Origin of the sequence: Hamadaea flava, assembly GCF_024172085.1 — a bacterium.
Lineage (GTDB): Bacteria > Actinomycetota > Actinomycetes > Mycobacteriales > Micromonosporaceae > Hamadaea > Hamadaea flava.
The window spans coordinates 7,478,841-7,491,448 of sequence record NZ_JAMZDZ010000001.1 but is presented as its reverse complement, the minus strand read 5'-3'; the positions used below and the strand labels follow the sequence as shown (position 1 = coordinate 7,491,448).

Genomic DNA, 12,608 nt, shown 5'->3' with positions numbered 1-12,608 from the left:
CATGACGGAGTCCCCCGCCGACGCTCGCCTGGACGTCGTCATGCTCGCGTACGGCAAGGAGCCGTGGCTGGCCGAAGCCGTCGACGCCGTCTTCGCCTCCACCGGCGTCGACGTGACGCTGACCCTGGTCGACAACGGCAGCGAGTCGGTCGCCTCGATCACCCGCCGGCCCGGTCTGCGCGTCGTCAAGCCGACCGAGAACACCGGATTCTCCGGGGGCTGCAACCTCGGCGCCACCGACGCGGACGCGACGGCCATCGCGTTCGTCAACTCGGACGCGGTCGTCGCACCGGACGCGCTGGCCAAGGTCCGGGCCGTCGCCCTGGAACCCGGGGTGGGCGCGGCGATGGCCTCGATCCGGCACGCCGACCGCCTCGACGTCATCAACACCGCGGGCAACCCGCTGCACGTGGCCGGGCTCTCCTGGGCGGGCGGCAACGAGGAGCCGGCCGACCGCCACGCGACCCGGACGACGGTGCCGACGCTCAGCGGCTGCGCGTTCGTCATCCGGGCCGACCTGTGGCGGGAACTCGGCGGCTTCGCGCCCGAGTACTTCGCGTACCACGAGGACACCGAGCTGAGCCTGCGGCTATGGCAGCGCGGGCTGGCCCCGGTCTACGTGCCGGACGCGGTCGTCGGACACCACTACGAGTTCTCCCGCAACGACCTCAAGTTCTACCTGCTGGAACGCAACCGGCTGCTGACCGTGCTCACGCTGTACCGGACGCGCACGATCCTGCTCCTGCTGCCCGTCCTGGCCCTGACCGAACTCGCCATGCTGGCGACCGCGGTCGCCGGCGGCTGGCTGCGGCCCAAGGTACGCGGCTGGGGCTGGATCTGGCGCAACCTGGGCTTTCTGCGTACGCGTCGTCGGCAGTTGCAGGCCGAACGCCTGGTCGGTGATGCGGTGCTGCCGCTGACGCCCGACTTCACTCCGTCCAATGTCGAGGCTCCGCCGGGGATCGGGCTCTACAACGCGTTCGTCCGCACCTGGTGGCGGCTGGTACGCGGCCTCGTCCGCTGACGCTCCCCTCCGCTGACGCTCCCCTCCGCTGACGCTCCCCTCCGCTGACGCTCCCGTTCGCTGCAGATCACGGTTACGCATGCCTCCGAGCCCGGTTTTGCCCTGCATAACCGTGATCTGCAGGAAACCGGCGCGACGCGGACGGGCGCGGGCGCGACGCGGACGGGCGCGGGCGCGACGCGGGCGAGCGCAAGCGCCCCGAGCTGGTGGGCTCGGGGCGCTTGTCGCGTAGTGCTCAGCTCTCGGTGTCGCCGGACTCCTCGGGCGAACCTTCGCCCGCCGGTTCGGCCGCAGCCGCCGGCTCGGGTTCCTCGACGGCGGCCGCAGCGGGAGCCGGTGTCAGCAGCGTCTTCAGGGCGTTCCCGGTGATCCGGCGGAACGCCCGCCCCCGCCGAGCCCGCTCCAGCACGGCGACTTCCAGCTGGTCGCCCGAGATCTCCCGAGCCGCCCCGCCTTCACCGCCGACGCTGCCGAGCGCTTCGATCGCCAGGGACAGGGCCTGACCGAGTGCGTCGCTCTCGCTGTGCCGGTCCTTCAGCACCGTCGCGACCGCGTCGGCCTGGCCGCCCATGACCAGGAAGCCCGGCTCGTCCTGGACGGAGCCGTCGTAGGTGAGCCGGTAGAGCTGGTCGTCGGCCGCGGTCGCACCGACCTCGGCGATGCAGATCTCCACCTCGAGCGGCTTGCCGCTCTCGCCGAACAGGTTGCCCAGCGTCTGGGCGTACGCACTGGCCAGGGCGCGGCCGGTGACGTCACGACGGTCGTAGGAGTAGCCGCGCATGTCGGCCATCCGGACGCCGGCCGAACGCAGGTTCTCGAACTCGTTGTACCGCCCGACGGCGGCGAATCCGATCCGGTCGTAGATCTCGCTCACCTTGTGCAGCGTGGTCGAGACGTTCTCCGCCACGAACAGGACGCCCTGCTCGTAGGTGAGCACGACCACGCTGCGGCCGCGCGCGATCCCCTTGCGCGCGTACTCCGAGCGATCCCGCATGATCTGCTCGGGCGAGGCGTAGAACTGCATGGCCACGCGGCCTGCTCCCTTCCAGGTGAATCCTCAGTGGACTGCGCTCCTGGCCGGCTCAGCCGAGAGCTTCCCGGCGCTGCGCCGGACCTCGGCCGGTCAGCCGCCGGGGTTCTCGTGGCGCGCCGCGATGATCTCCTCGGCGATCGTGCCCGTCTCGGTGTCCGGCAGCCGGTGCGTGCCCTCGGCGGTCGCCGTCATGACGACCGGGAAGATGCGCCGGATGACGTCGGGGCCGCCGGTGGCGGTGTCGTCGTCGGCCGCGTCGTAGAGCGCCTCGATCGCGAACCGGACCGCCTCGGTGGTGGTCAGGCCGGGCCGGAAGCGCTTCTTCAGCGCGGACTTGGCGAACAGCGAGCCGGAGCCGATGGCGTCGTAGCCGGTCTCCTCGTAAACCCCGCCGGCCACGTCGAAGCTGAAGATCCGGCCGACCTTGGCCGGGTCCTTGGCGTCGAGGTCGTAGCCCGCGAAGATCGGGATGGCGACCAGCCCTTGCATCGCCGCGCCGAGGTTGCCCCGGATCATCGCGGCGAGCCGATTGGCCTTGCCGTCGAGCGAGAGCATGGCGCCCTCGATCTTCTCGTAGTGCTCCAGCTCCACCTGGAACAGCCGGATCAGCTCGATGCCGATGCCGGCGGTGCCCGCGATGCCGATCAGCGAGTAGGGATCGGCTTCGTGCACCTTCTCGATGTCACGACTGGCGATCAGGTTGCCCATGGTCGCGCGCCGGTCGCCCGCCATCACGACACCGTCGATGCAGCTCAGCGTCACGATGGTGGTGGCGTGCGGGGCGATCTCCGCGTGCGTCCCGGCCGGCAGGGGACGGCGCCCCGGCAGCAGGTCCGGCGCGGCCATGCTCAAGAACTCCGTGAACGAGCTGATGCCCACGGCGTGGTACGCCGCCGGAAAGCCCCGGTTCCACTCTGCTCCGGACGTCACGTCGTCCCCTTCACCTCTCGACGGCAGCTGAACGAGCACCTGCGTCCACGACGCGGCGCGAAACGGACATTAGCGGCTATTCCCCGCCTTTTTGAATGTATCCCCGGACGAACTCCTCGGCGTTCTCCTCGAGCACCGAGTCGATCTCGTCCAGCAGGTCGTCCACGTCCTCGCCGATCTGTTCGACCCGCTCGGCGATCTCCGGGTCGACCTCGGGCGTTACCGCCTCGTCGACCTCGTTCTCGCGCCGGCGACCGGCCTGACCCTGCCCACCTGTGTCCTGGCTGGCCATTGCGCCCCTCCCTGCCCGCGAAGCGTGCTGGTGCCGTCGGGGCGACCCGCAAAGGCCGCCCTGATGGCAAGGCCGGGACTGGTAGGTCCCGGCCGTCCGTCTTAGGTAAAACCTACCCCGCCTGACCGACAATTGCGATCAGCTGGAAGCTCAACCGACGCCGCGTCACGATGCGGCTGTGAGTGCCTCCAGCAGATCCTTCGCACTGGCGCAGCGGTCGAACAGCGGGCCGACGACGCGCTTGACGCCGCGCTCGGGCTCCAGCATCGGCACCCGGACCAGCGATTCGCGGCCGACGTCGAAGATGACGGAGTCCCAGCTGGCGGCGACCACTTCGGACGCGTACTGGGCCAGGCAACGGCCGCGGAAGTACGCCCGGGTGTCCTCCGGCGGCTCCGTCATGGCGCGGCGTACGTCCTCCTCGCGCAGCAGCGTCTTCATCGCGCCCCGGGCCACCAGGCGGTGGTAGAGGCCCTTCTCCTGGCGGACGTCGGCGTACTGGAGATCCACGAGGTGCAGCTTGGGCGAGGCCCAGCCGAGGTTCTCCCGCTCGCGGTAGCCCTCCAGCAGGCGCAGCTTGGCCACCCAGTCGAGTTCGTCGGCACACAGCATCGGGTCGCGGCCCAGCTTGTCCAGCACGGCTTCCCAGCGGTCCAGGACGTCCGCCGTCTGGTCGTCGAGGCCCCGGCTGTCCATGAAGGCCCGAGCGCGCTCGTAGTACGCCCACTGGACGTCCAGGGCGGTCAGACGACGGCCGTCGCGCAGGCGTACGCGATGGGACAACGACGGGTCGTGACTGACCGCGCGCAGCTCGGCCACCGGGTCGGCGATGCTGAGGTCAGGGGTGAGTGCCTTCTCCTCGATCATGGCGAGGATGAGGGAGGTCGTGCCCACCTTGAGGTAGGTGGAGATCTCGGAGAGGTTCGCGTCGCCGATGATGACGTGCAGCCGGCGGTACTTGTCCGCGTCGGCGTGCGGCTCGTCGCGGGTGTTGATGATCGGCCGCTTGAGCGTGGTCTCCAGGCCGACCTCGACCTCGAAGAAGTCGGCGCGCTGGGAGATCTGGTACCCCGCCTGGGCGCCGTCGGCGCCGATGCCCACCCGGCCCGCGCCGCAGACCACCTGCCGAGTGACGAAGAACGGGGTCAGGTAGGTGACGATCTCCGCGAACGGCGTCTGCCGCCGCATGAGGTAGTTCTCGTGCGAGCCGAAGCTTGCGCCCTTGTTGTCGGTGTTGTGCTTGTAGAGGTGGATGGGCGGCGCGCCCGGGATCGTGCCGGCCCGGCGGGCGCCCTCGGCCATCACGCGCTCGCCGGCCTTGTCCCACAGGACGACGTCCATCGGGTTGGTCACCTCGGGCGTGGAGTACTCCGGGTGAGCGTGGTCGACGTAGAGGCGGGCGCCGTTGGTGAGGATGACGTTGGCCAGGCCCAGGTCCTCGTCGGCGAGCGCCTCGGCCGGGTCGAAGACAGCGCCGGTGTAGGTGAAGCCGCGCGCGTCGCGCAGCGGCGATTCCTCCTCGTAGTCCCAGCGGGCCCGGCCGCCCTTGGTCAGCTCGGGTCGCGCGCCGTAGGCGTTGACTACCTGAGAGGAGGTCACCATCGGGTTGGCTTGAGGCTGTCCGGGCACGCTGATGCCGTACTCGACCTCAGTCCCCATGATCCGGCGCACTGTCATATCACTGAGCCTAGACGGTGTCCAGGCGATCGCACTCCCCGCTACCGGTCCGTGGCACTGCGCACGCAAAAATCCGGCCCGGCCGCCACGCGGGCAGCCGGGCCGGAGGAGCTGCTTACAGGTACTGGCCGGTGTTGCTGGCGGTCTCGATCGACCGGCCGGCCTCGGTGCCCTTGCCGCCGGAGACGAGCGTCCGGATGTAGACGATCCGCTCGCCCTTCTTGCCGGAGATCCGGGCCCAGTCGTCGGGGTTGGTGGTATTGGGCAGGTCCTCGTTCTCCCGGAACTCGTCGACACAGGCGTCCAGCAGGTGTTGCAGCCGCATGCCCTTGCGCCCCGAGGAGAGGAACTCCTTGATGGCCATCTTCTTGCCCCGGTCCACGATGTTCTGGATCATCGCGCCGGAGTTGAAGTCCTTGAAGTACAGGACTTCCTTGTCACCGTTGGCGTAGGTGACCTCGAGGAAACGGTTCTCCTCGGTCTCGGAGTACATCCGCAGGACGACCGCGCTGATCATCGCGTGCACGCACGCCTCGGCCGATCCGCCGTGCTCGGCGAGATCGTCCGGGTGCAACGGCAGCCCTTCGACGATGTACTTCGTGAAGATGTCGCGGGCCGCCTCGGCGTCCGGCCGCTCGATCTTGATCTTGACGTCCAGGCGCCCCGGGCGCAGGATCGCCGGGTCGATCATGTCCTCGCGGTTGGAGGCGCCGATGACGATGACGTTCTCCAGCCCTTCCACACCGTCGATCTCGGACAGCAGCTGCGGGACGATCGTGTTCTCCACATCGGAGGAGACGCCGGAGCCGCGGGTGCGGAACACGGAGTCCATCTCGTCGAAGAACACGATGACCGGCGTGCCCTCGGAAGCCTTCTCCCGGGCCCGCTGGAAGATCAGCCGGATGTGCCGCTCGGTCTCGCCGACATACTTGTTGAGCAGCTCGGGGCCCTTGATGTTGAGGAAGTAGCTGGTCTGCTTCTCCTCGCCCCGCTTCTCGGCGATCTTCTTGGCCAGGGAGTTGGCGACCGCCTTGGCGATCATCGTCTTGCCGCAGCCGGGCGGGCCGTAGAGCAGCACGCCCTTCGGCGGGCGCAGGTGGTGCTCGCGGAACAGCTCGGCGTGCAGGAAGGGCAGCTCGACGGCGTCGCGGATCTGCTCGATCTGGTTGAACAGGCCGCCGATGTCGGTGTAGTCGACGTCGGGCACCTCCTCCAGGACGAGCTCCTCGACCTCGCTCTTGGGAATCCGCTCGTACGCGTACGCCGAGCGCGGTTCGATCATGAGCGAGTCGCCGGCCCGCAGCGGGGACTCGATGAGACCCTCCGCCAGGAACACGATGCGCTCCTCGTCGGCGTGCGAGATGACCAGCGCCCGGTCGCCGCCTTCGAGCAGCTCCTTGAGCATGACCACCTCGCCGCTGCGCTCGAACCCGAGCGCGTCGACGATGTTCAAGGCGTCGTTGAGCAGCACCTCTTGACCACGTTGCAGAGCCGACACGTCCAGCGAGGGCGAGACGGCTACCCGCAGCTTGCGTCCCCCGGTGAAGACGTCGACCGTGCCGTCCTCATGCCGGGTCAGGAAGATCCCATAGCCGCTGGGCGGTTGCGCCAGCCGGTCGATCTCCTCCTTGAGGGTCACGATCTGGGCCCGCGCCTCCTTGAGCGTGGCGACCAGTCGCTCGTTGTTTTCCGTGAGCCGGGCCAGCTGTGCCTGAGTCGCGGCGAGCCGCTCCTCCAGCTGGCGAACATGACGAGGGCTCTCAGACACCTTGCGCCGCAGCAGGGCGAGTTCCTCTTGAAGGAACGCGACCTGCGTGGAGAGATCGTTGGACTCCTTCTCCCACCGTGCGGCGCGCGCATCCGCGTCGTCGCTGCGTGCCACGTCCCACCTCCCCGGGGGTTGAGCCAGGTTGTGCCTTAACACTAGCCGCTGTATGCCCCAATAAAACCCTCCCGACACGGCCATACGCAATCGTGATCTCACCGGCTGCGACCGGCCGCCGGACGGTGGAGTACCGTCGACTCGTGGCAGACAGCGAACTTCAGGTCTGGGTCGATCAGGATCTGTGCACCGGTGACGGGTTGTGCGTGCAATACGCCCCGGAAGTCTTCGAGTTCGACGTCGACGGGTTGGCCTACGTCAAGGATGAGGCCGGCGAGTTGCAGCTGGCCAAGGATGCCCGGGTCACGGTGCCTGCAAACCTGCGACTGGAGATCCTCGACGCGGCGAAGGAATGCCCCGGCGAGTGCATCCACGTGCGCCGCGCAGCCGACGCGTCGGCCGAGCCGATGACCGAGGACGAGCGCGACGAGATCCGGTCCCAGTTGGCTGCCGGAGCCGTCTGAAACCGCACAGCGGCGGTCGCGACCTCACAGCAGCGGTCGCCCGATCAGTCCGGCGAGAAGTTCCGCGAACTCCTCCAGCCGGCCGATCTGGGCTACGCCACCGTCCGTCAGGGTCTTGCCGAACCGCAGCGCGTCGTGCCGGACCCCAGGCCCGTCCGTCGCCTCTTCGACCGAGCTGAGCAACAGGTAGACGTCGACTGCGTCGACCCGGTGACCGGTCGCGGTGCGGATCAGCCGGCGGCGGCAGCCGATCTCGGTCACCGCCGACAACGGCACCACGCGCAACGACGAGATCATCGAGCCCGCCGGGCCTTCGCCGGGCGCGGTGTCCTCGCCGTGCCACAGCAGCAGCCGCGAGCCGTCGCAGACCACGACCTCCTGCCAGACGCCGTTGTATTCGTTGACGAACCGTTCCAGGGTGAAGCCGAGGATCTGTGCCCCGGCCAGCGCGCTGTTGAGACAGTCCAGCGCGACCTCCGGGTCACGCAGATAGGCTCGCGCGGCCGCGTCCAGCTCCTTGAACGGCGCCCAGTCGGGGAACACGGCCTCGGTCACGCCTGATCACCGTCCGCCGGCTCACCGTCCGCCGCCGCCTCCCGCGCCGCGATCCGTCCCGCCTTCTTCAACTGGTACGCCTCGGCGCCCTTGCTGGGCTTGCGACGTCGGGGCGGGGGCGTCACCCCTGGGGCGAGTTTCCGGGATCGCACGAGGAACGCGGTGTGCGCGATCATCCGGTGATCCGGGCGTACGGCCAGACCGTCGGCGTGCCAGTCGCGGACCAGCGACTCCCAGGCGTACGGCTCGGTGAAGCCGCCCTTCTCCCGCAGCGCCTCCACCAACTCCGACAACTGCGGGGTGGTCGCGACGTAGCCGATGAACACCCCACCCGGCAGCAGCGCCTTCTCGACCATGTCGAGGGCCTCCCACGGGGTGAGCATGTCCAGGATGATGCGGTCGAAGCCGGTCTGGTCGCAGGACGCGACGTCGCCGACGGTCAGCCGCCAGTTGGGCTGTTCGGCGCCGAAGAACGCGGTCACGTTCTTCTTGGCGACCGCCGCGAACTCCTCCCGCAGCTCGTAGGAGTGCACCTCGCCGTGCTCGCCGACGGCCCGCAACAGCGAGCAGGTCAACGCGCCGGAGCCGACGCCCGCCTCGAGCACCTTCGCGCCCGGGAACACGTCGCCCATGGAGACGATCTGCGCGGCGTCCTTGGGGTAGATCACCTGCGCGCCCCGGGGCATGGACAGCACATAGTCGGCCAGCAGCGGCCGCAGCGCCAGGTACGCCGTCCCGCCGGAGGAGACCACGACGCTGCCGTCGGGCTGCCCGATCAGCGCGTCGTGCTCCAGGATGCCCCGGTGCGTGTGGAAGGCCTTGCCGGGTTCCAGGACGATCGTGTGCATCCGGTTCTTCGGGTCGGTGAGCTGCACCCGGTCGCCTACCGCGAACGGCCCGCGCCGGGCGGGCATCGCGGGGACGTTCAAATCGGGCATCTGGCTCACTGAGCACTCCTTCGGGCACGCGGGTCGAGCAGCTGGACGAGGTCCGCCAGGTGCAGAACCCCGACGACATCCTCTCCTGTGGTCACGAGGAACTCGTCGGCCGGGTGCTGTTGAACCGCCCGGATCACGTCCTCGCCACGCAGGCCGGCCGCGATGACGCCGACGCTGTCGATGTCGCGGGCGATCGACTCCACCGGCACCCAGGGCCGGCGCTGCTCGGGGACGGCCGCGGCCGCTTCCCGCTTGACGAGGGCCACCAGCCGGCCGGACGCGTCGGCCACACCGAGCGCCGCTGCCGGGCGTCCCTGCTCGGCCGCCCGGCGCAGCGCCTCGGCCAGAGAGGTGCCGGTCGGCACCACGAACAGCGGGCGGGCCAGGCGTACCGGGTCGATCAGGGGGAAGCGGGCCATCACCTTGGCCTGGTTGATCGAGGCAGTGGCGCCCTGCCACAGGGTGAACGCGATCAGCGCCGCGATGATCAGCCCGACCGCGCTGTAGAGGCCGGTCGCGTAGAGGACGAAGGCGACCACGATGGTGAGCACCGCCACGACCCGGCCGGACCAGCCCGCCACGATCGTCCCGGTGGTCTTGTCGCCGTTGATCGCCCAGACCGCGGCACGCAACGCGCGGCCGCCGTCCAGCGGGAGCCCCGGAAGGGCGTTGTAGACGGCGACGACGAGGTTGCTGAAGGCCACCTGCCAGATCAGGATGCGCAGCAGCGACGGCGGCATGAGCAGGGCCGCCACCGTGGCGACGGCTCCGATCAGGAACGACACCAGCGGACCGGCCAGCGAGAAGAGCAGTTCGGTGGAGGGCTTGCGGGGATCGGACTCCATCTCGGTGTACCCGCCGAGCAGGTCCAGCGTGATGCCGCGTACGCCGACCCCGCGCCACCGGGCGACCAGGGCGTGCCCCAGCTCGTGCAGCAGCACCGAGACCAGCAGGGAGAACGCCATCGCAGCGGCGAGCGCGTACCCGATCGAGCCGTGCGAGACGGCCAGCTGTGATCCCCAGCTGACCATGATCAGCAGCGCCATGAGGAACCACGACGGGCTCAGCCGGACCGGGAAGCCGAAGAACCGGCCGAGGCTCACCCCTGGGCGGACCGCCGGCGGCGGCTCGGGAGCCCGCTGCGACCTGGGGTGTTCGGTCTCCTCGCTCACGCGGCCACCTCCCTGCGGTCAGCGTCCGCTTGGTCCCCGGGCACCCTGACGCCCGCGCCCGGCGCGGTCATGAGCGCTTCTCCATCGCCGCAATGCTACGCACCGCGTACTCCCCCGCGGGCGGCACGCCCGAAGATCCGCTGACGCCGAACGTCGTACCCCTGCCTTACGGTGAGGGCCATGACAACGCCGCTGCCCACCCTCTCCCCCTCCCGGGCCGCCGACTTCAAGACATGTCCCCTGCTCTACCGGCTGCGCAGCATCGACCGGCTGCCCGAGCAGCCCACGGTGGACCAGGCACGCGGGACATTGGTGCACGCGGTGCTGGAGCGGTTGTTCGACCTGCCGGCGTCGAGCCGGACGCTGGCGGAGGCGGCGTTGCTGGTGCGGCCGGCGTGGGAAGCGCTGCTGACCGAGGCGCCCGAGCTGGCGACGCTCGCCGTCGACGACGGCTTCCTCGACGAGGCGACCCAGCTGCTGCAGGGCTATTTCACCGTGGAGGATCCGACCCGGCTCGAACCGGCCGAACGCGAGACCCTGATCGAGGCCACCCTGGACGACGAGCTGCTGATCCGGGGCTACGTGGACCGGCTTGACGTCTCCCCTGCCGGCGACCTGCGCGTGGTCGACTACAAGACCGGCGGCGCACCCCGGGAGGCGTTCGAGGCGCGGGCGTTGTTCCAGCTCAAGTTCTACGCGCTGGTGCTGTGGCGGACGCGGGGCATCGTCCCGCGCGTGCTGCGCCTGGTCTACCTGAAGGACCGGGAGGTCTGCGACTACACCCCCGATTCCGAGGAGCTGGAGCGGTTCGAGAAGACGCTGATCGCGCTGTGGCGGGCGATCGAGCAGGCGGCGCAGGCCCGCGACTTCCGGCCGAAGCAGAGCCGCCTGTGCAACTGGTGCTCCCATCAGGCGCTCTGCCCGGCGTTCGGCGGCACTCCGCCGCCGTTCCCGGAAGAGGCCGCGATCACCACCGCGATCGACGCCCGGACCGCCCGGCTGGCGGCCCAGCGCGGCGTGGACGGCGAACGTCTCGCCGACGCCCTCTGACCGGGCAAGATCAGGCAGGTCGCTGGCACGTGCCCGGTAGTCTGCCCTCGTGATGTCCGGGCCGGTGCGAGTGCTGCTCGCCGACGATCAGCCGATGCTGCGCAGCGGGCTGCGCAGCGTGCTCGGGGCGTACGCCGACATCCACGTCGTCGGCGAGGCCGGTGACGGCGTCGAAACGATCGAACTGGCCCGCCGGCTGCTGCCGGACGTGCTGCTGGTCGAGGCCCGGTTGCCCCGGCGGGACGGGGTCGCCGTGGCCCGGGAGGTCACCGGGGCACGGCTGCCGGTCGGCGTGCTCGTGCTGACCGCCGAGCCGGTCGGCGATCACGCGGTCGCAGCGCTGCGGGCGGGCGCCCGGGGGCTGGTGGCGCAGGATGCTCCGGCCGACGACCTGGTCGGCGCGGTACGCGCGGTCGCCGCCGGTCACGCCGCGATCTCGCCGGTGCTGCTGGGGCAACTGCTGGCCCAGTTCGCGGCGCTGCCGGTGTCGGCGGAGGGCGTACCGGAGGGGCAGTCGGGGTTGACCGAGCGGGAGCGGGAGGTGCTCGCACAGGTCGCGCGGGGGCTGTCGAACGCCGAGATCGCCCGGGTCCTCACCGTCAGCGAGACGACGGTGAAAACCCATGTGGGTCATGTGCTCACCAAGCTCAAACTGCGTGACCGCGTCCAGGCGGTCGTCTATGCGTACGAGTCGGGCTTGATCAAACCGGGCGAGTAGCCGGACCGTCCCGCGGGCCGCGGGAAGCGCGGGAAATTTAGCGGAGTTTGCCCGATTCGCCTGATCTCTACGGCAATATCTGGCCTATGAACAGCGAAACCACCCAGCCGGCCGCCGCCCGGGCCGAGGGCATCTGGAAGGTCTACGGCCACGGCGAGGCGCAGGTCCACGCGCTGCGCGGGGTGACCACGGCGTTCGACCGGGGGCGGTTCACCGCGATCATGGGGCCGTCCGGCTCCGGCAAGTCGACCTTGATGCACTGCCTGGCCGGCCTGGACACGGTCGACGCCGGCGACGTGTTCATCGGCGACACGCAGGTGACCGGGCTGGGCGACGCCGGGCTGACCAAGCTGCGGCGGGAGAAGGTCGGATTCATCTTCCAGCAGTTCAACCTGCTGCCGACGCTGACCGCCCAGGAGAACATCATGCTGCCGATGGCGATCTCCGGGCGCAAACCCGACCCGCAGTGGTGGGATCTGGTGATCAACACGGTCGGCCTGGGCGACCGGCTGAGCCACCGGCCGACCGAGCTGTCCGGCGGCCAGCAGCAGCGCGTCGCGTGCGCCCGCGCGCTGGTGGCCCGGCCCGAGGTGATCTTCGCCGACGAGCCCACCGGCAACCTCGACTCCCGGTCCAGCGGCGAGGTCCTGAACTTCCTGCGCAGCTCGGTGCACGACTTCGGGCAGACCATCGTGATGGTCACCCACGACCCTCGGGCCGCCTCGTACTCCGACCGCGTGATCTTCCTCGCCGACGGTTCCATCGTGGACGAGCTGGCCAGGCCGACCGAGAGCACGGTGCTGGACAAGATGAAGAGCCTCGACCCGGGGCAGTCCGGTCCCGACGCCGCGACCGGCGGCGCCGATGTTTAAG

General features: G+C 69.9%; 13 protein-coding genes. 5 read left to right on the top strand and 8 right to left on the bottom strand.

All coding sequences use genetic code 11. The features are described from left to right. Position 1 precedes the first annotated feature (1 nt). Positions 2 to 1,024, top strand: a complete 1,023-nt coding sequence (locus HDA40_RS35015) for a glycosyltransferase family 2 protein (protein WP_253762115.1) — start codon at positions 2 to 4, stop codon at positions 1,022 to 1,024. Between the two features lie 235 nt (positions 1,025 to 1,259). On the opposite strand, the gene prcA is transcribed toward HDA40_RS35015, so the two are convergent. From prcA to arc, 5 genes are all read right to left on the bottom strand, one after another. Continuing rightward, positions 1,260 to 2,054 carry a proteasome subunit alpha gene (prcA, locus tag HDA40_RS35010; RefSeq protein ID WP_253762113.1) on the bottom strand — a complete coding sequence of 265 codons (795 nt, stop codon included), beginning with the start codon at positions 2,052 to 2,054 and terminating at the stop codon, positions 1,260 to 1,262. Between the two features lie 93 nt (positions 2,055 to 2,147). Further along, a complete protein-coding gene (gene prcB, locus HDA40_RS35005; protein WP_253763920.1) occupies positions 2,148 to 2,903 on the bottom strand; it encodes a proteasome subunit beta in 756 nt (251 codons plus the stop codon). 160 nt (positions 2,904 to 3,063) lie between these two features. Then, positions 3,064 to 3,279 (bottom strand): ubiquitin-like protein Pup, encoded by a 216-nt coding sequence (locus HDA40_RS35000; protein WP_253762112.1) that lies wholly within the window; start codon positions 3,277 to 3,279, stop codon positions 3,064 to 3,066. A 165-nt stretch (positions 3,280 to 3,444) separates the two neighbouring features. Beyond that, complete coding sequence (dop, locus tag HDA40_RS34995) at positions 3,445 to 4,956, bottom strand: depupylase/deamidase Dop (RefSeq protein WP_372503069.1); 1,512 nt, start codon at positions 4,954 to 4,956, stop codon at positions 3,445 to 3,447. A 115-nt stretch (positions 4,957 to 5,071) separates the two neighbouring features. Then, on the bottom strand, positions 5,072 to 6,838 hold the full coding sequence (arc, locus tag HDA40_RS34990; protein WP_253762111.1) for a proteasome ATPase: 1,767 nt from the start codon (positions 6,836 to 6,838) through the stop codon (positions 5,072 to 5,074). A 143-nt stretch (positions 6,839 to 6,981) separates the two neighbouring features. On the opposite strand from arc, the gene HDA40_RS34985 reads away from it, so the two are divergent. Next, positions 6,982 to 7,302: a ferredoxin gene (locus HDA40_RS34985; RefSeq protein WP_253762110.1), complete on the top strand. Its 321-nt coding sequence runs from the start codon at positions 6,982 to 6,984 to the stop codon at positions 7,300 to 7,302. 24 nt (positions 7,303 to 7,326) lie between these two features. Here HDA40_RS34985 and HDA40_RS34980 read toward each other — a convergent pair whose 3' ends face one another. Genes HDA40_RS34980 through HDA40_RS34970 form a run of 3 tightly spaced genes read right to left on the bottom strand, consistent with a single transcriptional unit; the run spans position 7,327 to position 9,841 of the window. Beyond that, a complete protein-coding gene (locus HDA40_RS34980; protein WP_253762108.1) occupies positions 7,327 to 7,857 on the bottom strand; it encodes a hypothetical protein in 531 nt (176 codons plus the stop codon). Beyond that, positions 7,854 to 8,795, bottom strand: coding sequence for a tRNA (adenine-N1)-methyltransferase (locus tag HDA40_RS34975; protein WP_253763918.1), 942 nt, complete (start codon positions 8,793 to 8,795; stop codon positions 7,854 to 7,856). Before HDA40_RS34975 ends, HDA40_RS34980 begins: the two co-directional genes overlap by 4 nt. 5 nt (positions 8,796 to 8,800) lie before the next feature. Continuing rightward, a complete protein-coding gene (locus HDA40_RS34970; RefSeq protein WP_253763917.1) occupies positions 8,801 to 9,841 on the bottom strand; it encodes a site-2 protease family protein in 1,041 nt (346 codons plus the stop codon). A gap of 306 nt (positions 9,842 to 10,147) precedes the next feature. On the opposite strand from HDA40_RS34970, the gene HDA40_RS34965 reads away from it, so the two are divergent. The 3 genes from HDA40_RS34965 (at position 10,148) to HDA40_RS34955 (ending at position 12,607) form a co-directional block, all read left to right on the top strand. After that, positions 10,148 to 11,017 carry a RecB family exonuclease gene (locus HDA40_RS34965; RefSeq protein WP_253762107.1) on the top strand — a complete coding sequence of 290 codons (870 nt, stop codon included), beginning with the start codon at positions 10,148 to 10,150 and terminating at the stop codon, positions 11,015 to 11,017. Between the two features lie 52 nt (positions 11,018 to 11,069). Continuing rightward, the gene (locus HDA40_RS34960; RefSeq protein WP_253763916.1) at positions 11,070 to 11,735 is read left to right on the top strand and encodes a LuxR C-terminal-related transcriptional regulator; all 666 of its coding nucleotides are present in this window, start codon (positions 11,070 to 11,072) and stop codon (positions 11,733 to 11,735) included. Positions 11,736 to 11,821: 86 nt separating this feature from the next. After that, complete coding sequence (locus tag HDA40_RS34955; protein WP_253762106.1) at positions 11,822 to 12,607, top strand: ABC transporter ATP-binding protein; 786 nt, start codon at positions 11,822 to 11,824, stop codon at positions 12,605 to 12,607. Position 12,608 lies beyond the last annotated feature (1 nt).